Source organism: Streptomyces sp. NPDC085866 (genome assembly GCF_044541035.1).
In the GTDB taxonomy this organism is placed as follows: domain Bacteria; phylum Actinomycetota; class Actinomycetes; order Streptomycetales; family Streptomycetaceae; genus Streptomyces.
The window spans coordinates 380,174-400,676 of record NZ_JBITSQ010000009.1 but is presented as its reverse complement, the minus strand read 5'-3'; the positions used below and the strand labels follow the sequence as shown (position 1 = coordinate 400,676).

The window sequence follows — 20,503 nt, the reverse complement described above, 5'->3', positions numbered from 1 at the left end:
CGGGAGGGGCTGGGGACGACTCAGGTCGGCGAGGGGGGCGGCGTCGGTGTGAGGGTCAGGACAGGCGGTTCGCCGCTGACTGCGCCAGCGAGGTCAGCGCGCCGGCGGCGTGCGCCGGTACGTCCAGCTCGTGCAGAGCGTCCAGTGCCTCCTCGACCCGAGCGCTGATCAGGGCCTCGATGCGGTCGGGTGCCTTCAGTCTGCGCATCACCTCGCGGACCGTGTCCAGAGCAGCCACGTCGAGGCCGCGTCGGCCCAGCAGGGTGCGGAGTCGTTCACGGTCGTTGTCGTCGGCGAGGCGCCAGGTCTCTGCCAGCAGGGCGGTGGGCCGGTGTCCGCGTACGTCGTCGGCGCTGGCCTTGCCGGTGCGTTCCGGGTCTCCGAACAGGCCGAGCAGGTCGTCGCGTAGCTGGAATGCCTCGCCCAGCGGCAACCCGTACGCGGAGTAGCCCTCGCGCAGCCGCTCACCGGCCCCGGCCAGGGCGCCACCGATCAGCAGGGGTTGCTCGACGGTGTACTTGGCGGTCTTGTACCGAATCACCTTCAGGGATACCTCGGTGTCCGGGCCGACGCCGGTGCGCAGGATTTCGAGGCACTCCCCTGCGATCAGTTCCCTGGCCATCACCGCCCACAACGGGCGGGCCCTGGCGAGGTAGGCGGCCGGCAGACCGCTGGTGGCGAACAGCTGCCCGGCCAGCGCCGTCAGCAGGTCTCCCACCAGCATCGCGAGCGACCGCGCGGCGCCATCGGCGTGCGGACGGTGCCGTACGGCACCGCGCAGGGCGATGTGTGCGGTGGGGCGCCCGTGCCGCAGCGGGCTGTCGTCGATCAGGTCGTCGTGCACGACCGCTGCGGCGTGCACCAGCTCCATGGACGCCGCCGCCCGCACCAGCGCGTCGTTGTCCGGCTGTCCCACCGCACGCCAGCCCCAATAGCAGAACGCTGCCCGCAACCGTTTGCCGTCGGCGACCGTAGCCTCGAGCTGATCTGCCACCGGGGCCAGCAGCGGGTCGACAGCGGCGAACTGGTCGGCCTCCTGGGCGACGAACCGATGCAGCACCTCGTCGACGCGGGTCTTGAACGCCTCCGCCTCCCACCGGTCAGACATCGTCCGCCGCTCGTCGTGCCAGGGCGTGCCGGGCGAGGATCTCCAGGTGGGCCGGGGGTACCGCCGCGTACCGGTCCAGCACCAGGCGCCCACGCGCCATGAGGTCCTGCTCCGCCTGCGCCGCCAGCTCCCCTGCGTCCGAGCGGCGCAGCAGGCCCCGCACCGTTCCCATGGCCGAATCCAGCGTGCTCACCGCCAGATCGGCCAGCCCGGCCACCAGCAGCACCGCCTGCTCGTCCAGGCCCCTGCGCCGTCCCGATTCTGTTTCTCGCGTCATGCGCTACCCCCACCCACAGCACGTCCGGACGGCGCCGGTCACGCGCCGCTTCTTCGAGCATCCCGCCGGACCGGGTGCGAGGGCGGAGGAACTCACGATCGGGCGATCACCTCGATTGACCGTACGGATCACCGTTGTTGCAGGCCCCGGGGTCGCTGCCCGGGGAGAGTATTGAGGCAGGGGACGTCGTTGGCCTCCAGGCGGCCGGGAGCGTGGATGCGGATGAGGCGGAGATGTTCATTCGCCGCCGGGAGCGACCAGGCCCGTCTCGTAGGCGAGGACTACGGCCTGGGCGCGGTCACGGAGCGCGAGCTTGGCGAAGATTCGGGCGACGTGGGTCTTCACGGTGGCCTCGCTGAGGGTGAGGGCCTCGGCGAGCTCGGTGTTGGACAACCCGCGGCCCATCAGGGCCAGCACCTCGCGTTCACGGGGGGGCAGTGGGGCCAGGTCGCGGTGGATCGGGGGCGTGCGGGCCGCGGCTGCCGCAGTGGCGGGGCGGCGTGCCGGGCCTCCCCGGTCGGCCTGCTCGGGGTGGCGACGGTGACCTTCTCGACCGGTCTGTGGGCCACCATGGTCTCCTACAGCGACGCGGTCGAGGGCGTCGGCAGGACTCAGGTGGTGGTCTGGCGAGGGGAATCCAGGTTCGGGCAGACCGTGCCGGAGCACGGCGACGCCGCGACTCAGGCTTTGTTGCGCTCGCTGCCGCACGCGGCGGACGTGTCAGGCGTGGGCTTCGCCGGCGTGCGGTTGCTCGGGCAGAGCCAGGACGTGTCGATCGAGTGGGCACGCGGGGGCCGGTCCGTTCTCCAGGACGACCACGCCAGAGGCCGGTGGATGCGCAGGCCCGGCGAGGTGGTGGCCTCCGGCAGGTTCCTGTCCAAGTACGGTCTGCGCATCGGTGAGTCCTTCACGCTGGCAGCGGCGAACGGCCGGCACGAGCGCGTGACCCTCGTCGGCGAGGTCATGTCCGGACCGGCGGACTGGATGCGCGCGGACTGGGCGACGGTGACCGCCCTGGCACCGGACGCGCAGGCCAACCAGTACTGGGTGCGGCTCGCCCCCGGAGCCGATGTCGGCGCCTATACGAAGGCCGTTCGGGCCGCCGATCCCGGGCTCTACCCGACCGAGCAGACCTCGGTGAACGCCGGGGTCGTGACGGTGATCAGCTCCGCGTCCACGCTCACCCTGATGCTGACGGTGGTCGCCGCGATGGGGGTGTTCAACACGGTCGTGCTGAGCGCCCGGGAGCGGCGGCGCGATCTGGGCATGCTGAAGTCGATCGGCATGACGCCACGGCAGGTCACGGTGATGATGGTGGTGTCCATGGCCGGGCTGGGGCTGGTCGGCGGGATCCTGGGCCTGCCGCTGGGTGTCGCGGCGTACCGTGTGGTGATCCCGATGACCGAGCACAGCTCCCATCTCGCCTTCCCCGCGCGGATGCTGGACGTGTGGCATCCGTGGACCGTGGCGCTGCCTGCGCTGGCCGGGGTGGCGATCGAGGGGCTGGGAGCGGTGATACCAGCGCGTGCGGCGGCCCGGCAGACCATCGCACGGGCGTTGCATACCGAGTGAGGGCCGCGTCGCGTCGGGGCGGTCCTCCGGCAGGGCCCTGGTGGCAGGCTTCCTCTCGGAGCACGTCGAGGACCTGGCCTCGTACTAGTTGCAGCCAGGGCAGGACCATCGGGCGCAGCGCGTGACGCAGGTCGTAGCCGGACGGGAGCAGTCGGTCGAAACCGAGGGCACGCAGGCCCTGTGCCGGTTCACCGAGATCCTCGTTCGCTCGCCCACACGAGCACCGTCGGACGGACGTGCGAAGATCTCTGGGTGAATGATCTACGTGTCCGCTCCGCCTCCGAAGCCGACTTGGCTGCCCTCGTCCGTCTTCGCGACGAGGCGGCACGCTGGATGCTCGCCCGCGATATCACCGGGCAGTGGCTGCCCGGAGAGTTGGGCGAGGAGCACTTCCGCCGTGTCATGGCACACGGCGAGGTCTGGCTCGCGGAGGTCGGCGGGCGCATCGCCGGTGCCTGGGAGCTGTGGTGGGAGGACGAAGACGCCTGGGGCCCGCAGCCGCCCGTGGCCGGATACGTGCACCGTCTCATGGTGGACAGGGGTGTCGCCGCGCCCGGCACGGGGAGGCTGCTGCTGAGCGCGGCGGAACACCGAGTGGCTGCGGTGGGACGGACATGTGTGCGCCTGGACTGCTTGGCCGGCAATGCACAGCTCAACGCCTATTACCAGAAAGCCGGTTACCGCCCCGTGGGCCGCAAGGAGGGCAAGCCGCAGCCGAGCGGGAGGCCCAAGTCCTTCACGCTGCTGGAGAAGGAGCTCCTGACGGCAGGGTAGGCCGGAAATGGGGCGACCCTTTCTGATCAGCGCCTGCGTCGACTCCACGGACGTACCAGCCCGTCAGCACGCCTCCGGCACTCAACGGCACCCGGTTCGAGCCGCTGACGGCCCGCATCCGCGTCGAGCGATGCGGGCCTGGCCGCCCTGGAACCCGGCCTGGGCAAGTGGTCACGGACGAGGGAAAGAGCCGCGTCAGCGCAGTTCGAGTGTGAGCAGCGGCTCAGCGAACACAGGTGCCGGTGCGCCCGGATCTGCGGCGACAGCCTGCTCCAGTCGCTGGAAGCCTGCCTCCAGCTCGTCGGGGCTGAGCTGCGCGAAGAACGAGAGGGTGCGCAGGCGCAGCCGTTCGAGCATGGCGCCGCGGGTGCCCGAGGACGGCTCGGTGACCGTGCCGAAGCCGGCAACGCGCCAGCCGGCCGACGTGAACGTCTCGATGACTTCGTGCAGTGGCTGAAATATCGCGGCGTCCGCCTCGTAACCGCGGGGGAAGTACTCCAGCCACCACGGCCGGGGGTGGTGGTCGCTGAAATTCGTGCGCAGGAGCAGCCGTCCTCCGGTCCTGAGCACCCTGGCCAGCTCCCGGGCTGCCCGGGGCCTGTCCTGGACGTGGTGCCAGGACCAGCCCATGAGAGCGTAGTCGGCGCTGTCGGACGGCACGGGTATCTCCTCGGCGGTGCCTGGGAGATACCGCACACCGGGATGCCGGGACTGCGCTTGCGCAACCTCGCGCATGCGAACCGATGGCTCGACGCCGATGACCGGCCCGAACGCTCGTGCCAGCGCGGGGGTGAACCTGCCGGTCCCTGAGCCGACGTCCAGCCCCGCCAGCGGACGCCGTTCGGGCAGTGCCGCTTCGAAAGCGCCCATCCATACATCCAGTTGCTGCTGGGTCAGCGCGCGACCGCGCGCATAGTCCTGATGCTGCTCCGAGTCGTAGTCGATCGATCTCATCGCTTCTCCCCGCGTTGGCCGGACGACCGCAAGTATCGCACCGATATATCGATTTGATACATCGGAACGATATTCGTCGTCGCGTCACTCCACAAGGACGCCTGGTCGTCAGCCTCCGTGACGTCTGCCCGGACACCGGCTTCGCCCGGCTGTCGTACGGGCAGGCCCGCGCCTTGCTCGACGCGTACACCGCCGTACGGGTCCGGGCACCGCTTGGGACCTGCACGAGTACCGTCCCGGCGGGAGATCAGCTGTCCAGCGAGAGTGCGTTCTTGGCGTGCTCGACGGATTCCTCCGAGGCGGGTCCGCCGGGATTCTCGGTGGCCAGGGCCTGGTTGAGGGTGACGAAGTGGCGCATCCGCAGCTCGTGGCGGGCATACGCGGTGCGGTGGTCGCCGTCGGCCCGGGCAAGGCAATCGGCCAGCACATGGGCACCCACGAGGGCCAGGCTGGTGCCCTGCCCCGAGAGGGGGGAGGGGCAGTAGCCGGCGTCTCCGAGCAGGGCCACCCGGCCCCGCGACCACTGGTCCATGCGGATCTGGGCCATGGTGTCGCAGTAGAAGTCGGGCGCCTTCCGGGCGGCCTCGGCCAGGCGGGTCCCTTCCCACCGCATCGACGCGAGCTTGTCCACGACGAGCTGCCGCAGAGTGCCGCCGTCGCGGAGGTCGTGGGCGAGAGGGGCGGACTCGAAGCCGAAGGCGATCCTGAGTTCGGCGTTGTCGCGTACGGGCATGATGCCGAAGCCCGCGTCGCCGTCCCGCAGCCACATCTGCCAGTCGTCCAGGCCGAGGAAGTTGTCCGCGCTGAACACCGAGAGGTAGCTCCCCAGGTGGTGGGCGAAACGCTCCTCCGGACCGAAGGCCAGGCGCCGTACTGTGGAGTGGAGGCCGTCGGCCCCGACCACGAGGTCGAAGATGCGGGACGGTCCGTGCGCGAAGTCGACGCGCACACCGGCCTCGTCCTCGTCGAGCGCGGTGATGCTGTCGCCGAATACGTACTCGACGTCTGCGCGCGTGTGCTCGTACACCATCCGCACCAGGTCCTCGCGCAGCACCTCGAGGTCTTCACTGTCGAGCCGGCCGCTGCTGAAGGTCGCCTCGGTGGAGCGGCCGACCTCGCGGCCGTCGGGGTCGAGTATCGACATGCCGCGCATCCTGGTCCGTACGCGGCTTGCCTGCTCCAACAGGCCCATCCGCTCGACGACTTCGAGCGCGACACCGCGGATGTCCACGGCCTGGCCGCCGGGGCGTTGGCCCGGAGCGCGTTCGACGACGGTGGGCACAAAGCCGTGCCGGCGCAGCCAGTAGGCGAGGACGGGTCCGGCAATTCCGCCGCCGGAGATGAGTACGGTGCGCATGAGAAGCTCCTCCAGTGCTTTGTACGGTGTACGCACTCTGAACGTACGTCGTACGCACAGCCGCCTCAACTGGCAAAAAGCTAGACGTGCACTAGGACAGAGGCCTTCTGTTCGACGTCGCCGCTGCTACCCTCTGCACTAGTACAGGAGGGGAAGGCGGCAGAGCGTGACAAAGGCCACAGGGACAGCCGGTGATCCGCCCTATCTGCGCATCGTCGCCGTGATCCGGCGGCGCATCGCGGACGGTGAACTCGCCCCCGGGGACCGGGTTCCCTCGACCCGTCAGATCGCCGAGGAATGGGGCGTCGCGCTCGCCACCGCCACCAAGGCCCTGACCACCCTGCGTCTGGAGGGACTTGTCGAGGCCCGGCCCCGGATCGGCACGGTCGTCGCCGGGACAGCGCCCGCCGTGCCGACCCGCAGACGCCCCTCACCCGCCGCGGACCCCGAGCAGGAGCTGAACCTCGACCGGATCGTCCGTACTGCCATCGAGATCGCCGACGCCGAAGGGCTCTCGGCGCTCTCCATGCGCGGCGTCGCGGCCCGGCTCGGCGTCGCGGCGATGTCGACCTACCGGTACGTCCCGAGCAAGGAAGTCCTCGTCCTGCACATGGCCGACGCCGCGTTCGGCGAGGAGTCCTACCGCGCGGACGCCCCCGAGGATTGGCGTACTCGCATCGAGATGGGTGCCCGGACCCTGTGGAGCCTGTACCAGAAGCACCCGTGGCTGGCTCAGCTCGGCTCCCTCACGCGTCCGTTGCTCGTACCCAATCTGATGGTCCACGGCGAGTGGGTGCTGGGCGCCCTCGACGGCCACGGACTCGACCCCACGACGCTGTTCGACATCCACGTCCTGCTCTACAGCCATGTCCAGGGCCTGGCGGTGCACCTGGAATTGGAAGCGCACGCCGAAGCCGCCACGGGTCAGTCGGAGGACCAGTGGATGGACAGCCGCGCCCCCGCCCTCCGAGAACTGGTGGAATCCGGCCGCTTCCCGACCTTCACCAAGGTGGTCGGATCCTTCGAGGAGGGCTACGACCTGCGTCTCGACGCGCTCTTCGAATTCGGCCTCAAGGCACTCCTCGACGGCCTGACTTCCATCATCGAAGGTCAGGAAGCCGTCGCGTAGAGACGTGAACGAGTTCAGTCACCGGAATGTGTCAGGGGACTCCGCATCAGGATGTCGTCGAGGCCGGGCGCGCGCCGTTCAGAGCTCCAGTTCCGCCAGCACGCGCCGGGCGACGACGCGGAACTCCGAGTCGTTGTGCATGATCTCGGTCTGGATGCCCGAGCCCACGACGCGGCGTGCCCCGTTGGCAAGTGTCTGCACGCGTTTGAGTTGGGTGGGGGTGAATGCGGTGGGGCCGAGAGCGGCGAGGGCCTCCAGGGCGGTCAGCGCGGAGTTCAGGGACGCGCCTGGCTCGACAGACCGCAGGATGCGGTCGGCAAGGTCGGTGAGCGCGATACCCGCGGGGCGGTCACTGCCCGGGTGCGCGGCCACCAGTGCGTGCGCGGCGACCGCGGTCATGTCCGATCGGTCGAGCATCGGCAGCAGGTGCGAGGTGGCCGGCTGCGCGGCGGGCCCGAGGAGGGCGGCGACCTCGGCCGCGCGGTTGGCGGTTTGGTGGCCCCAGGGATCGGTGGCCCAGGTCAGGCCCTCGATGACCATGGGCAGCACTAGTTCCTGATCGCCAGTCAGCTCCCATACTGCAGCGGCCGCTGCCAACCCCGCTCGGACGGCGGGGATGGTGGTTCGGGTCTCCGCCGGTTCGGACAGCAGTGCCATGAGCTGGGGAAGGAGCGCGCGGGCCTGTTCGCCGACCGAGGCGGCGGCTTGGACGCACTGGTCGCGCGTACCGCTTTGCTCGCCGAGCGCCGGCCCCAAGACGGCGATCAAGGGTCCGGCGTCGTTCGTCAGGGTGTGGAGAGCGGTCGCGGCCGCCTGGCGGTCCGGCCTGGGGCCGGCCCCGGCGCAGGCTCGCAGGGCGGTGACAACGCCGGGGTCGAGCTCCGCATCGGCGACGGCGGCGAGCGCACGGCTGACCGGTACGGCGTGATGAGGCAGGGCCGCCGTCAACTCGGGTATCGCGGCCCGAGCCGAAGGCCCCCAACCGGCCAGGAGACCGGCGAGATGGGCCGGCTCGTTGGCGGCCGCGAGGCCGCCGGCCAGCAGTGACTGACGCTCGCGAGGTGTTGAGGCGTCGGCGGTCGCTACGGCCAGCCGTGCGCGGACCGTGTCGAGCAGCGCCGGAGTGCACGGCAGCGGAGCCGGGGGACGTTGCAGGGTGAGCTGGAAGGCGGCTTTCAGAGCGTGTGGCCGGTCCGCCAGCCGTTGCGCGAGGAGATCCGCCGACTCGGGCGCGCCCAGTGCCACCAGTGCCGCCAAGGCGCGGTCAGCCAACTCGTCTGTCCCCTCGGCGAGGCGGACCAGCGCGGGGACCGCCTTTGGGGCGGGCTCGCCCCAGTCGCGCACCGCGGTGATGACATCGCCGGCGGTGGCCGGTGTGTTCAGCAGCGGCAGCATCGCCGGCAACAACCGCGCCGGGGCTGTCCTGGATCGCAGGGCGAGCGACTCGGCCGCTCGGGTCGCCTCCGCCACCGCCGTCCGGGCATCCGCGTCAACGCGCAGAGCCTCCACCGCGCGATCCAGCGCCGAGACGACGACTTCGATCGCCGCATCCGCATCGCCGCGCTCGTACAGGTCAACGGCGAGGGCCTTCAGCGGCTGCCGTTGCCACTGACCGCCTGCCGTGTGCGGCCCCAGCGGCGACAGCGCCGCCACGACAGCGGCCAGCTCCCCGTCCCACGGGCGACCGGTCTCCACACAGGCCAGAAGCGCCGCCACACGCACCGGCGGCGGCTCTGTCATGCGCAGGCCGGCCGTACACAGCTCCTCGGATGCGTCCCTGTCGACCAGCACGCACGCGATGAGCACGTCCGCTCGCACCACCGGATCAGCCTCCACCTCCCAGCGCTGCCGCAACGCCGCCCAGCCGGCCGACCCCGCCGCCGACCCGCACTGGGCCACCGCCCAGGCCGTGCACTGCCGTACCTCGGCACCGGAGTCCGATAGCAGGGGCAGCAACAGCGGCAGTTGCGCGACGACAGCCGCACGCGCCGCACCAGGCTGGTCCAGGCCGTGCTCGTCCGCACTCTCAGCGACGGCGCCCAGCATGCCGAGCAGGTTCGCACGGCGCACCCCCGCCGCCGCGAAGCGAGCCAGGAAGGGGACGGCCGCCACCGTGGCCTCGTACACCGTGCCCTGATGCACGATGCTGCTCCACAGTTCCTCCTCGGCCTCTGCCGCAGCCTCCTCGTCCGCGCGTGTCACCGCGCGCAGCAGACCGGGCACATCATCGGCGGTGCCATAGGCATGGCCGAGTTCCGGCCAGGCAACCCGGTCAAGGTCTGCGAGCACGGCGGCAAGATCCATGCCGTGGATCCTGTCACGTGGGTCCGACACCACGACATGGCCGCCCCCTCTCTTCAGCTGAGCTCGTGCACCCCGTCGTAGAACTCGTTCCGCAGGGTGGGCTGCGGAGCCGCAGCGGTCCGGTGCCGGTTTCCGCGCCGTCACCGTCGGCGGATGCTGCCGGACGCGAAGCCCGTGGCCGTCGGCGGTGGAGTGGGCCGGCGTGCCGCCCACCGCCGCAGGCAGCACGGGCGCCGTGCAGCAGCCGGACCCTGACGGCCGATCCGCCGTCGGCGGACTTCTCGCGCATGACGTCGCCCGGGCCGTGCCTCGGCCGTAAGCGGTCCCCGAGGTCGCGGGCTCCGGAAACGCCGCTTAGCGTGTAAGGCAAGGCGCGTCCGGGCGGGCACGCACGGCAGGCGCGAGGTCCGGCCCTCCCTCGTGAGGTTTCCCAGTGGGTACCGTCTCGTTCCTTCTCATCGTCGTGGTTCTGACAGCTCTGGCCTTCGACTTCACCAACGGCTTCCACGACACCGCCAATTCGATGGCGACGTCGGTGGCCACCGGCGCCCTGAGACCACGCGTCGCGGTGGCGGTCGCGGGTGTGCTCAACCTGGGGGGCGCATTCCTGTCCACGGCCGTCGCGAAGACCATCTCCGGTGGCATCGTGGACGACTCGAAGGTGTCCCTGGTCATGATCTTCGCGGGTCTCGTCGGCGCACTCCTCTGGAACCTGATGACCTGGCTCGCCGGGCTGCCGTCGAGTTCGTCGCACGCTTTGTTCGGGGGGCTGATCGGCGCCGTGTGGGTCGGTGCCGGCGGATCCGCCGTGCAGTTCGGGGTACTCGTGGAGAAGATCGTGATCCCTGCCGTCCTCTCGCCGATCGTCGCCGGCGTCGTGGCCGTGCTGGCGACCTACCTCGCGTACGTCATCACCGGGCGGGCGGGGCCTGATCGGGTGCGGAACGGATTCCGCAAGGGGCAGGTCGGTTCGGCGTCGCTGGTCGCGCTGGCGCACGGCACCAACGACGCGCAGAAGACCATGGGCGTCATCACTCTCGCTCTCATCTCGGCCGGGGTACTGCCGCACGGCTCCGGGCCGCCCTGGTGGGTGGTGCTCACCGCTGGTCTGACGATCGCGCTCGGCACGTACATGGGTGGCTGGCGGATCATCCGCACCATGGGCAAGGGCCTCACCGACATCGAGGCGCCACAGGGCTTCGCGGCCGAGACCAGCGCCACGGCCGTGATCCTCGCCTCCTCCCACATGGGCTTTCCCCTGTCGACCACGCAGGTGTGCACCGGCAGCATCCTGGGCGCGGGCCTGGGGCGCAGACTGGCGCAGGTGCGGTGGGGCACAGCCGGGCGCATCGCCCTGTCGTGGCTGCTGACGCTGCCCGCAGCGGCGGCCATCGGCGGCGCCGCGGCCTGGATCGCAGATCACGGCCCTCTCGGTGTGGCCCTGGTGGCGGCCGCGGCCGCCGGCTCGGCGACCGGGTTCTGGGCCTTGTCGCGCCGCCGCCCCGTGACTGCTGACAACGTCAACGAACTGCCCACTCCGCTTCCCCAGCAGGCGGAGAACCCGGCGGCGTGAACGGGGCGGCCGTCCGGTTCACGGGCAGAGGGAGGCGACGGATGGACATCGACTGGAGTGCCTTCGGCGGCGTCTTCGGCGTAAGCCTCGGTATCACGCTGCTCACGGTCGTGCTGTTCTCGCTCGGCATCGCCGCCTGGCCCGGCGGCACCGGCGAGGAGCGGACGCGCCGTGCCAACCGGCCGATCGGCACCGCGGTGGCGGTGTTGTGCTTCTGCGCGTGCCTGGCGGTCGCCGCCTACGGGATCGCCCTGATCGTCGGCGGCTGACAGAGGAGTGTCGCCTCCGGGTGGCTGCCGGCGGCGCCACTTCGCACAATGCCAACCGTGATCAGCGACAGCTGCCGGACCTCGGCCCGCTTGCATACCGAGGCCGCGGCGCCTCGCGTCGCTGCACGCCGATGGCGCCCGGCGACGTCGTACATGGACGCGCGCGGTGCGCAGTCGTCCGCTCGTGCGGGCCCGGCTTGCGACGGCGGCTGCGACACGGCCGGGCCCAGCGGGAGAGGACCGGCCGTGAACAGGGACTGCTGCGCGCGGGCGCGCCTATGATGCGTTCAGGTCATGCATCGTGCGGGGCCGTTCTGTTGGGGGTTAGTCTGCGTCGGATCACCTGGGCCCGGGACCTGCCGTTGCGGTACGCGCTGGTCGAGGAGGAGTGGGACGGCGAACAGACGCTGTGGGCCCGCTTCGCCGACCTTGAGGGACTGTTCGCGGAGGGCCCGCCCGCGAAGGAGACGCTGACCATCGTCGGGTGCAGGCCCACCGGGCGACTTCGCAAGGCCGTCGAGCAGTGCAGGCTCTCCCCCGTGCCGCTCGGCGACCTGGAACTCATGGTCGAGGACGTGGCAGCCGGCACGGTAGACGAGTGGCCCCACGACCACTGGTGGTCGCTGGCCGATGTCCTGGTGGTCGACGCCAGAGCCGGGTCGGACGATGACGCGCTCGTCGACGTCGTCGTCGAGGCCGCGGTGTACGACGGGCCGGGTGCAGACGAACCCGCCGCCACCGATGTACGCGCGTTCAACGGGGTCTCCGGTGACCTCATCGGGCGTGCCCGGCGGGTGGAAGGCTTGTACCGGGAACGCCCCGACCCCGATCCGTTGCATCTCATCGGCTGCGAGCCCTCACCGCCGCTGCTCGCCCGACTGGTCCGACCCCGGCACGGTGGAGACGGCAGCCCCGTGGAGCTGTGGGCGTTGGACCGTACGGGGCGGCCGATCCTCGCCCAGGAGAAGCTGAAACTCCGCGTCGACGAGTGCCGCCCCTCCGCCCTCGGCGGCACCCTGATCGACGTGACCCTCCGGCACGGCTCGGAAGACCGACGGCCGCCGGGGACCCGGCCGGTCTGGGACGCCTGGTACGAGGGCCGTCCACGTGAGGGCAACGCGTGGGCGCGGTTCCCGACCGACGGGCGGCACGAGTGGCTGCGGTTCACCGAGCCGCACATGGGACCGGAGGTACCCGGTACGGTGTGCCGGCTGGACGGGCGGTACGTGACCGACGTGCCCGGGTTGAAGTGCGCCCTGGGCGAGGCCATCGCCGGTCCGGGGTATCACTTCAACCAGTGCTGGGCGGTGCTGCGGGGGTGCCCATGCGGCGGCAACCTTCTCCGGGCGCCCTTCACCCTGGTATGGCACGACGCGGACGTCGCCCGAGAGGCACTTGCCTCCATCAGCGTGGACACCGCCGGAGAACTCACCTACTACGAAAGTGTCGTCCGCTTCCTCCAAGGGCTCGGCATCACAGTCCTGCCGCGCTGACTTGATGGAGGAGCGAAGGCTCATGCCTCGGGGATCCGGTCGAGGAAACCGAGGACGGAGGTGATCCGGCCGTCCTCGGCCAGGGTGACCACGTCCGAGCCCGCGACCGGCGCCAAGCCGTCGGCGGTGGACACCAGCTCCCAGCCGAAGCGAGCGATGTGGTGGTTGCCGTCCACCTCACCCACCAGCCTGAACTCAAAACCGGGGAACTGCTCCTGCGCCGCACGGATGACCGCCGCGATCTCCTCATGACCGCGCACATCAGCCAACGGGTCCGTATACGTACCGTCCTCGGACCACGCCACGGCCACCGCCTTGGCAACCGCATCAACGCCCACGGCGTTCCACGCCTCGAAGTAACGGGTGACAGCAGCAACGTAGATCGACATGACAGGACTCCCGATCCGGTGAAATGGCATACCACTCAAGACAATTGACCCGGGCTTCGGACCGGAGTGCGCCGGCCCGAAACCCGATGACCCCACCATGCCCCGCCCCACCCAGACCGCGCGATTACCACCCAGGTAATCGCGCTCCGGCACGGAGTCGGGGACGGGCCCGGCATGAAGGGCCCGGGACGTTTGTGGGGTCAGTTGTGACCACTGAGTCGGCAACTGAGGCGCGGGGAGATCCACGTCCACCAGCACGCCGTCGCGCTCGACCAGGCGGCCGGCGACGAGAACCTTGTCGACAAGGCCGGGGTGGCCGGCGGAGACGATCGTGGCAGCCGGAAGGACGACCGCGACCGGGTTACCGCATGCCGTCGGGTGTGACGAGGAGGCCACCGACGAAGGTGTGGGTGGGGTTGAGGTCGCGCAGGGCGTCGCCGTGGCAGAGGGCGGGGTCCAGGTCCCAGATGGTCAGGTCGGCGAGGCGGCCGGGGGTGAGGGTGCCGCGCAGGCTCTCCTCGCCGAGCAGCCGGACGGCCTGGGTGGTGTGCAGGGTGAGGGCTTCGTCGTAGGTGATGGCATGTTCGGGGCCCTTGACACCGATCACGGTCTGCCGGGTGGTCATGCCCCAGACGGAACGCATGGCACCGAACTGGCCGACGGGGAAGTCGGATCCGGCGCTGACCTGGGCGCCCAGGTCGAGCCAGCCGCGGGCAGGGAAGAGGCGGGCGACCCGTTCCGGGCCCCAGAAACCCTCCTCCACCTCGGCGGTGTCGTGCAGCAGCGGCTGCTGGATGGTGACGGGAACACCCAGGGCGACGGCGCGGGCGCGCTGTTCGGGACCGGCCAGCCCGCCGTGCTCCATCACCATCGTGCCGGCGGGCAGACCGGGGTTGCGCTGAAGGACACGTTCGTAGACGTCCAGGAGGATGCGGACCGCACGGTCGCCGTAGGCGTGGGTGCCGACCCGCCAGCCGCGCCGGACCACGGCCTCGACCGCCTCGACCAGCGCGTCGGGATCCCAGGTCAGCGTTCCGGAGAAGGCGTGGTCACAGGCGTACGGCTCCTCGGTGGCCCCGGCCTCCAGGCCGCCGTCGAGCCCGAACTTCACTCCCCACACCCGCAGCCACGGGTCGGAGCCGTCGCGCCAGTCCTCCATGGCGTCGAGCAGGTCCTCCACCTGCGCCTTGCTGGTCAGGCCGAGCGCCGAGATCAGGGCCCGCACCCGGGTGCTCAGCGCCCCTGCCTCGCGAGCGGCCAGCAGTACGGCGTAGTCGTCGGGGGTGACCGCGCAGTCGCGCACGGTGCCGATGCCGGTGGCGGCGTACTGACCGCCGGCCAGGCGCAGTCCCTCGATGCGCCGGGCCCGGTCCGGGTCGGGGAGCAGGCGCTCCACCAGGGGCATGGCGTTGTCGACAAGTCGTCCGTTGAGGTGGCCGTCGCCGTCGCGGCCGATGACACCGCCCGGCGGTACGGGGGTGTCCTCGGTGATGCCCGCCAGGCGCAGCGCGTAGGTGTTGACGACGTCGTTGTGGCCGCCGCGCTTGACCAGGACCGGGTGCCGGTCGGTGGCCCGGTCCAGTTCCGCCGCGGTGGGCAGGCGCCGCTCGGCCAGGTTGAGTTCCTGCCAGTTGGTGGTGGTGCGGATCCACTCGCCCTCGGGGGTGGTCGTGGCCCGCTGCCGGATCAGATCCAGGAACTCGGGGATGGTGCGGGCCTCCTGGACGGGAACGTCGTGCGCGCCGTACCCGGCGAGGATCAGGTGGGTGTGGGTGTCGTCGAAGGCGGGCAGCACCGTGGCGCCCGGCAGGTCGTGGACGGTGGTGCGTGCGCCCACCCGGTCGTCGAGACCGCTCGGGTCGGGGGACACGGCCGCGATGCGGTCGCCGCGCACCGCCAGCGCCCGCTGCGGGGGCTGACCCGGCACCAGCGTGTGCACCGCACCGGCCCGGATGAGCAGATCAGCTGCTCGATCAGTCATTGCCTTCTCCCATCGCCATCTCAACGTCGTCGTCTGGGGCGGGTCAGGTGCCGATGGTGAACCGCTCCGCTTGTTCAACCCCGCCCGCTGACACAGAACGTTGTATGACCCTTCAGCCGATCCGCGTACACTCGGCGGCTTGCAGCACAGGAAACATGTCACGGTAGCGCCGTATGATGCAGATCATGCGCCAGACGCTGGACGAAACGGACCGCCGGATCGCGGCCGCCCTGCTTGCCTCGCCGCGGGCCTCCTGGCGCGAGGTGGCCCGCTGCCTGGACCTGTCCGAGCGCACCGTCGTACGCCACGTCGCCCCCCTGTACGCCGACGGCACCCTGCGCGCGACGGTCGTGCGCAACCCGGCATGTTTCCCGCACCTCATCCCCATCGCCCTGCGTATCCGCTGCCGCCCCAACAAGATCCTTCAGGTCGCCCGCGCGCTGGCCCGCCGCAGCGACACCGTCTGGGTCGACATCCTCGGCGGCGGCGACGAGATCTCCACGATCTCCTTCCTCGCCGGCCCCGACGCCCGCAACACTCTGCTGCTGCGCGATCTGCCCGCCACCGAAGCGGTCGGCACCTGGACCTCCCACACGCTGCTGCGGGTCTTCCCCACCGCGTTCCGCTGGACCGCCGGTCTCCTCTCACCCGACGAACTGGCCCAGCTCACCCCCGACACCACCCCGCCCACCGCGCCGCCCGCGCCCGTCGACATCGACACCGCACTGATCACGGCACTGACCGAGGACGGCCGGGCCACCTACACGGACCTCGCCCGCCGCGCCGACACCACCGCCCTCACCGCCCGCCGGCGCCTCGACGCACTGGTGCGCGGCCAGGTCGTCCGCCTGGCCACCGAACTCGACCTCGCACTGCTCGGCGCGCACGCCGAAGCCCTGCTGTGGATCGCCGTGCGGCCCGGCGCGCTGCAGGAGACCGCGCAGGCCCTCAGCGCCCACCCTCACGTCCGGTTCTGTGCCGCCACCACCGGTCCCGCCAATCTGGTCGTCGCGGTCGCCGCCGCCGACCTCGACGCCCTGTACACCTTCCTCACCGACTCCGTCGGCCCCCTGGACGGGGTCACCGCCATCGACACCACCCCGCTGCTGGCGACCGTCAAGCGGACGGGCCTGGTCCGCCACTGAGGAGGGTGGAGGCATCCGCCGTATCCACGGTGAACTCATCGACCAGTCCGGCGTCCTGAGCAGAACGACGCAGCAGTCGGTCAGCAGACCGGTCCGAGAATCCGCGAACCCACGGGCTTTTGATCGGCCCCAGGCCGAACCAGGGCCCTCCACCTTCTCGCTCCACCGCACCGACCGGCGTGCGTCACGGACAGGCGACGCGACGGTCAGCACCCGAGCGATGGAAGAGCCCGACCTGCTCGTTGACGACATCCGAGCCCTCTTCCGATTCCTGAGCAGCACAACCCCGTCCTGACGAGACGAGCATCGGCTGCACCCCGCGTCTGCCGTCGGGGCCTCGATGCCGCCGGGCAGCAGATCGCGTTCCCGGCGCCAGCCGCGCATCTCCGCCTCGCCGTAGTGGCCGGCGTACAGGATGCCCTCCACCACGACGTGGAATCCGACGTCGAGGGCGTAGCGGACGGTCGGGTCGATCAAGCCGATGTTCGCGGCGCCGGGCCGGTCCCGTTCGCGCAGGACGACGCGACACCCACTACCGCGCTTCCCCGGCCACGAGCGATGATCCGCCTGGACGCCCGGGATGCTGGTGGCTGTTGAGGGGAGCGCACGGATGAGGGTCTTCATCTCGTCGGACATGGAGGGCACCGCGGGGGTCGTCGGCTGGGACCAGTGCCGGCCGACGGGCTCCGAGTACGGCTACTACCGGGATCTGCTGGAGCAGGAGGTCAACGCGGCGATCGAGGGCGCGGCGGCGGCCGGCGCACGGGAGTTCCTGGTCAACGACTCGCACTCGGCGATGGCCAACCTGCGTCCGGACCGCCTGGCGCACCGGGCACGATATCTGTCCGGCCGGCACAAGCCGCTGTACATGATGCAAGGGCTCGACGAGTCGTTCGACGCGGTGTTCTTCGTCTCGTACCACGGCTCCATGTCCGGTGCCCCGGCCACGCTGTCGCACACGTACAACCCGCGTGCGATCGCCGAGGTCCGGCTGAACGGTGTGCCGACCGGGGAGGCCGGGATCAACGCCCTGGTCGCGCTCGGACACCGGGTACCGGTCGTGCTCATCACGGGCGACGACGTCACCGCCGCGCAGATCGAGCCGTTCTGCCCCGGTGTCCACGCGGCGGTGGTGAAGACATCGGTCTCCCGCTTCGCCGCCGACAGCCTGCACCCGGAACAGGCCCGCGAGGTGATCACGGAGGCCGCCGGTGCCGCGGTGCGACGACTGGCGGACGCCCGACTACCCGCCATCACCATGCCCGCCACCCTGACCGTCCGCTTCCGCAACGCCGACCTGGCCGAGATGGTGACCTGGATCAACGGCGTGGTACGGGCTGACGAACTCACCGTCCGCCTACGCGACGACGATCCCGTCCGCCTGTACCGCACCTTCGTCACCATGGTCCTGCTCACCCGGGGCATCGCCGAATAACTCGCGACCCGGTGTTCAAGCCGGTCGAGATGGCTTCGAGCGGGTGAGTGTCCGGCCTGTCCGCGGACTTCCCTGCGGACAGCGGGACTTCAGATCTGGCAGATCCCCCGCTCGTAGTCGACCGTGGCGGACTCCTTGGAGTAGGACCACTGCGGGCTCAGCAGCTGGGCGTCGAGCTGCTGGGCGGCGTGGGGGCTCTCGACGATGTACCCGAAGTCCTGCAACCACGCCGGGTAGAGGTTCTTCGAGCCGATGTAGAACGCGGAGCCGTCGACCGAGACCAGCTTGTGGTGCTGGGCGTAGGGGTGTCCGTCGGCCCACTTCGCGCTCGCGGAGCTGCGGAAGGACGCGAGCTGCAGGTTGGAGCAGAGTGCCGCCGTGGCGCTGCGCTCGTCCCCGGTGACCTGGCTGAGCCGGCTGCGCAGTACGTCGCTGATCTCGGAGAGGGACTTGATCTGCGAGTAGCCTCCACTGCCGACCGCGCCGCGGTTGGCAGGGTCGCTGACGACGATACGCACCTTGACGCCGGCGGCGAGCTTCGCGGCGAGGGCGTCGTAGACGCGGGTGTCGTAGCGGGGCAGCGGCGGGCAGGTCGCGTTGAGGTCCTGCTGCGAGATCTCGATGTGGCTGGTCGCGCTGGAGATCAGTGAACGCAGGGCGCTCTCTTCGGGGTTGACCGTGTCGTAGTCGCGGTCGGCGTTGGTGTTGTCGTGCAGCCCGACCACGCATCGGGTGCCGGACGTGGACGGCAGGGTCGGATGCCAGGTGGAGGTGGGGTCGGTGTCCTGGATGCCCACGCCGAGCCCGCCGACGGCGATCACCGGTACGTCGCCGGTGGCCGGGACGGCACGCGGGTTTGTGTCCCGCTCCATGGTCGCCATGCAGTCCCCTCCGCCGGAGGCGGCGTACCAGACGCTGGCGATGTTGCTCTGGTTGCGGCAGGTCCAGCCCCACAGCTGGTCCAGGTACCGGCCGGCCGTACCGGCGGCGGGGCCGGTCAGGGCGAGGTCGACGTCGGTGACCGGGTGGGCGGTGTCGAGGTAGTCGCCCTTCCAGTCGTTGATGCCGCCGGCGATCGCGGACTCCCCGTCGACGACGAGGAGTTTGGAGTGGTTCCACGAGAAGGCGGTCTTCGACGTGGTCATCGAGGCGACGTTCAGCGTGACGGCGTCGGCGGCCGGGCCGAGCTTGCTGCGCAGGTCGTCCCGGTACTTCGAGGGCAGCACGTTCATGTGGTACAGCGGTGCGGCCCCGACGAGGACGCGGACCTTGAGCTTGTGGCCGGAGGCCACGGAGGACTTCAGGCCGGCGACGATGGCGTCCTGGAAGGCGCCGTCCGGGAAGGGCGCAAGAGTCGAGATGTCGACGGTCCGCGTCGCCCGGGAGATGTTCTCGGTCATCTTCGCCAACAGCCGCTTGGTGCCGACGCGGTCCTTGCAGTCGGCGTCGCCCCAGCAGCCGGGCGTCTGGAGCAGCCAGCCGGCGGGGTCACCGTCCGCGGCGTCGAGCCGGTTGCCGCTCGTCCGCTCCCACACGTCCCCTTCGAGGCCGGGCGAGACCTCGCGCAAGGTGCGCTCCACGGCGTCGAGATGTGGAGTTGTCGTGTCGGCGGCGGTGGCGGGTGCGGCGGGCAGCACGGCCAGGGAGAGGGCGGATATCAGTGTGACGCGTGCCAGACGGTTTAAGCGGGAGGAAATGATCACCCAGAGAAGTTACCAGGCAGTACATCCGGCGGACCTGCGGGGACCACGCCCCGTCGGACGGGAGACACGTACGTTGCGTCGCGTGGACACGTATGACATGGCCGGGGCCTGGGCATGCCAGAGGCACGTCAGGGCGGCGTCAGTGGGTCCTGTCAAGGTTGTTCACGTGAACGGCGCGGGTCACCCGAAGCCGGGAGCAGGGAGAGGTGCCCGGAGTGGTTGATCGGGGACCAGCGAGCACGCCTCAAGGTCGGGCCTCACAAGGCCCACGCAGGTTCGAATCCTGCCCTCTCCGCCAGTACGACTCCGGACGCACCCCTCATTCATTGCCAGCCGGCGTCCACGGCTTCTCGAGGGGCGGCGGTCCGTCCCAGGCGCTGCGGAACTTCTCCTTCAGGCTTTTGGGCGGGGCTTCCTTCTCCCCCTGTGAATGCATGAGCCGCGCCGTGGTCACACGTATGTGGCACTCCCGGTGCCGCTGCCGCAGCAGCACCACCCACGCACCGTCCGGGGCGAGGAAGGCATGCCGCGCCGGCTTGTCTCCCGGGCGCGCGTGCCGAGCGAGCACCTGTGGCACGTAGTGCAGGGCTGCGTCTTCGGCTACTGCTGCGGCGCGTGCCTCATCCCCCTCGATGTGGTGGGTGCCCACCAGCGTCCAGCGATGCAGCTTCAGTTCCACGCCTCTTTCCACGCGCTCTGTCACTCGAGTGTCCTCTTCGATGAGGACGTACCACTCATCAGTCATGGGCGGTGCCTGCCTGTCTTGCCGGGTCGGACGGGCTGACGAGCGGTCGCACGAGCCCCACCGAGGCCACCGGTGCAGACGCTCTTCGGCCAGCATGAGGCGTGCCGGTTGTTCAGCCCCGCGAATCCTGGCATGTGGATCACCAACAGCAGACACCAGGGGCTCTCCAAGAACTGCCGCGTCGCGTACGAGCTGTCACGGCGAACTCCCCCCGACGTCGGCGGATCGTGCACCGATAAACCTGTCTGCACTTGCGCGTCAACGACAGTTGAGGATCAGGTCCCAGAACCGTGCG

Annotated in this window: 17 protein-coding genes and 5 pseudogenes; 11 read left to right on the top strand and 11 right to left on the bottom strand. The window is 70.5% G+C overall.

Translation table 11 applies throughout. From position 1 onward, the window contains the following. Positions 1–55: 55 nt before the first annotated feature. The 3 genes and pseudogenes from ACIF83_RS24880 to ACIF83_RS24870 form a co-directional block, all read right to left on the bottom strand. Positions 56–1,108, bottom strand: coding sequence for a polyprenyl synthetase family protein (locus ACIF83_RS24880; protein ID WP_393479845.1), 1,053 nt, complete (start codon positions 1,106–1,108; stop codon positions 56–58). Next, entirely contained in the window at positions 1,101–1,385 is a 285-nt protein-coding gene (locus ACIF83_RS24875; RefSeq protein ID WP_393479844.1) for a polyprenyl synthetase, read from the bottom strand. The genes ACIF83_RS24880 and ACIF83_RS24875 overlap by 8 nt, the downstream gene beginning before the upstream one ends. Positions 1,386–1,622: 237 nt before the next feature. After that, a pseudogene (locus tag ACIF83_RS24870) lies at positions 1,623–1,853 on the bottom strand (response regulator transcription factor); the annotation flags it as partial. 72 nt (positions 1,854–1,925) lie between these two features. Here ACIF83_RS24870 and ACIF83_RS24865 point away from each other — a divergent pair. The 3 genes and pseudogenes from ACIF83_RS24865 to ACIF83_RS24855 form a co-directional block, all read left to right on the top strand. Further along, a complete protein-coding gene (locus ACIF83_RS24865) occupies positions 1,926–2,957 on the top strand; it encodes an ABC transporter permease (RefSeq protein WP_399730043.1) in 1,032 nt (343 codons plus the stop codon). Positions 2,958–3,209: 252 nt separating this feature from the next. Beyond that, positions 3,210–3,731 (top strand): GNAT family N-acetyltransferase, encoded by a 522-nt coding sequence (locus ACIF83_RS24860; protein ID WP_393479839.1) that lies wholly within the window; start codon positions 3,210–3,212, stop codon positions 3,729–3,731. A gap of 89 nt (positions 3,732–3,820) precedes the next feature. After that, positions 3,821–3,922: pseudogene (locus ACIF83_RS24855) on the top strand (IS5/IS1182 family transposase); the annotation flags it as partial. Positions 3,923–3,926: 4 nt separating this feature from the next. On the opposite strand, the gene ACIF83_RS24850 reads toward ACIF83_RS24855, so the two are convergent. After that, entirely contained in the window at positions 3,927–4,685 is a 759-nt protein-coding gene (locus tag ACIF83_RS24850) for a class I SAM-dependent methyltransferase (RefSeq protein WP_399730039.1), read from the bottom strand. Positions 4,686–4,789: 104 nt separating this feature from the next. Here ACIF83_RS24850 and ACIF83_RS24845 point away from each other — a divergent pair. Continuing rightward, positions 4,790–4,929 (top strand): annotated as a pseudogene (locus tag ACIF83_RS24845) (site-specific integrase); the annotation flags it as partial. A 3-nt stretch (positions 4,930–4,932) separates the two neighbouring features. Here the strand turns inward: ACIF83_RS24845 and ACIF83_RS24840 are convergent. Further along, positions 4,933–6,042 (bottom strand): FAD-dependent monooxygenase, encoded by a 1,110-nt coding sequence (locus ACIF83_RS24840; RefSeq protein WP_399730036.1) that lies wholly within the window; start codon positions 6,040–6,042, stop codon positions 4,933–4,935. 166 nt (positions 6,043–6,208) lie between these two features. Between ACIF83_RS24840 and ACIF83_RS24835 the strand changes: the two genes are divergently transcribed. Continuing rightward, a complete protein-coding gene (locus tag ACIF83_RS24835) occupies positions 6,209–7,171 on the top strand; it encodes a TetR/AcrR family transcriptional regulator C-terminal domain-containing protein (RefSeq protein WP_393479835.1) in 963 nt (320 codons plus the stop codon). A 78-nt stretch (positions 7,172–7,249) separates the two neighbouring features. On the opposite strand, the gene ACIF83_RS24830 is transcribed toward ACIF83_RS24835, so the two are convergent. Then, complete coding sequence (locus ACIF83_RS24830; protein WP_399730033.1) at positions 7,250–9,475, bottom strand: hypothetical protein; 2,226 nt, start codon at positions 9,473–9,475, stop codon at positions 7,250–7,252. A 433-nt stretch (positions 9,476–9,908) separates the two neighbouring features. On the opposite strand from ACIF83_RS24830, the gene ACIF83_RS24825 reads away from it, so the two are divergent. The 3 genes from ACIF83_RS24825 to ACIF83_RS24815 all read left to right on the top strand — a co-directional run bounded on the left by ACIF83_RS24825 (position 9,909) and on the right by ACIF83_RS24815 (position 12,810). Next, entirely contained in the window at positions 9,909–11,048 is a 1,140-nt protein-coding gene (locus ACIF83_RS24825; RefSeq protein ID WP_398140538.1) for an anion permease, read from the top strand. Between the two features lie 41 nt (positions 11,049–11,089). Continuing rightward, complete coding sequence (locus tag ACIF83_RS24820) at positions 11,090–11,317, top strand: hypothetical protein (protein WP_393479827.1); 228 nt, start codon at positions 11,090–11,092, stop codon at positions 11,315–11,317. A 317-nt stretch (positions 11,318–11,634) separates the two neighbouring features. Beyond that, complete coding sequence (locus ACIF83_RS24815; protein WP_399730030.1) at positions 11,635–12,810, top strand: hypothetical protein; 1,176 nt, start codon at positions 11,635–11,637, stop codon at positions 12,808–12,810. Positions 12,811–12,830: 20 nt separating this feature from the next. Here ACIF83_RS24815 and ACIF83_RS24810 read toward each other — a convergent pair whose 3' ends face one another. Together ACIF83_RS24810 and ACIF83_RS24805 are read right to left on the bottom strand one after the other, a co-directional pair. Beyond that, complete coding sequence (locus tag ACIF83_RS24810) at positions 12,831–13,199, bottom strand: nuclear transport factor 2 family protein (RefSeq protein WP_399730181.1); 369 nt, start codon at positions 13,197–13,199, stop codon at positions 12,831–12,833. Between the two features lie 361 nt (positions 13,200–13,560). After that, a complete protein-coding gene (locus tag ACIF83_RS24805; protein ID WP_399730027.1) occupies positions 13,561–15,180 on the bottom strand; it encodes an amidohydrolase in 1,620 nt (539 codons plus the stop codon). Between the two features lie 185 nt (positions 15,181–15,365). Here ACIF83_RS24805 and ACIF83_RS24800 point away from each other — a divergent pair, with 185 nt between their 5' ends. After that, the gene (locus ACIF83_RS24800) at positions 15,366–16,325 is read left to right on the top strand and encodes an Lrp/AsnC family transcriptional regulator (RefSeq protein WP_398140534.1); all 960 of its coding nucleotides are present in this window, start codon (positions 15,366–15,368) and stop codon (positions 16,323–16,325) included. Positions 16,326–16,661: 336 nt separating this feature from the next. Here the strand turns inward: ACIF83_RS24800 and ACIF83_RS24795 are convergent. Further along, positions 16,662–16,850: pseudogene (locus ACIF83_RS24795) on the bottom strand (kinase); the annotation flags it as partial. A gap of 85 nt (positions 16,851–16,935) precedes the next feature. Here ACIF83_RS24795 and ACIF83_RS24790 point away from each other — a divergent pair. Continuing rightward, a complete protein-coding gene (locus ACIF83_RS24790; RefSeq protein WP_399730024.1) occupies positions 16,936–17,760 on the top strand; it encodes a M55 family metallopeptidase in 825 nt (274 codons plus the stop codon). An 89-nt stretch (positions 17,761–17,849) separates the two neighbouring features. Here ACIF83_RS24790 and ACIF83_RS24785 read toward each other — a convergent pair whose 3' ends face one another. After that, entirely contained in the window at positions 17,850–19,463 is a 1,614-nt protein-coding gene (locus tag ACIF83_RS24785) for a phospholipase D-like domain-containing protein (RefSeq protein WP_399730021.1), read from the bottom strand. A 200-nt stretch (positions 19,464–19,663) separates the two neighbouring features. Between ACIF83_RS24785 and ACIF83_RS24780 the strand changes: the two are divergent. After that, positions 19,664–19,761: pseudogene (locus ACIF83_RS24780) on the top strand. A 21-nt stretch (positions 19,762–19,782) separates the two neighbouring features. Here ACIF83_RS24780 and ACIF83_RS24775 read toward each other — a convergent pair. Then, positions 19,783–20,142, bottom strand: a complete 360-nt coding sequence (locus tag ACIF83_RS24775) for a hypothetical protein (RefSeq protein WP_398140531.1) — start codon at positions 20,140–20,142, stop codon at positions 19,783–19,785. Positions 20,143–20,503: the final 361 nt, after the last annotated feature.

What these genes read in the sequence shown, in the direction of transcription:
- ACIF83_RS24850 (WP_399730039.1), bottom strand. Translation starts at nt 4,685, where the DNA reads ATGAGATCGATCGACTACGACTCGGAGCAGCATCAGGACTATGCGCGC.
- ACIF83_RS24800 (WP_398140534.1), top strand. Translation starts at nt 15,366, where the DNA reads ATGCGCCAGACGCTGGACGAAACGGACCGCCGGATCGCGGCCGCCCTG.
- ACIF83_RS24875 (WP_393479844.1), bottom strand. Translation starts at nt 1,385, where the DNA reads ATGACGCGAGAAACAGAATCGGGACGGCGCAGGGGCCTGGACGAGCAG.
- ACIF83_RS24830 (WP_399730033.1), bottom strand. Translation starts at nt 9,475, where the DNA reads ATGGATCTTGCCGCCGTGCTCGCAGACCTTGACCGGGTTGCCTGGCCG.
- ACIF83_RS24805 (WP_399730027.1), bottom strand. Translation starts at nt 15,180, where the DNA reads ATGACTGATCGAGCAGCTGATCTGCTCATCCGGGCCGGTGCGGTGCAC.
- ACIF83_RS24790 (WP_399730024.1), top strand. Translation starts at nt 16,936, where the DNA reads ATGAGGGTCTTCATCTCGTCGGACATGGAGGGCACCGCGGGGGTCGTC.
- ACIF83_RS24820 (WP_393479827.1), top strand. Translation starts at nt 11,090, where the DNA reads ATGGACATCGACTGGAGTGCCTTCGGCGGCGTCTTCGGCGTAAGCCTC.
- ACIF83_RS24880 (WP_393479845.1), bottom strand. Translation starts at nt 1,108, where the DNA reads ATGTCTGACCGGTGGGAGGCGGAGGCGTTCAAGACCCGCGTCGACGAG.
- ACIF83_RS24840 (WP_399730036.1), bottom strand. Translation starts at nt 6,042, where the DNA reads ATGCGCACCGTACTCATCTCCGGCGGCGGAATTGCCGGACCCGTCCTC.
- ACIF83_RS24810 (WP_399730181.1), bottom strand. Translation starts at nt 13,199, where the DNA reads ATGTCGATCTACGTTGCTGCTGTCACCCGTTACTTCGAGGCGTGGAAC.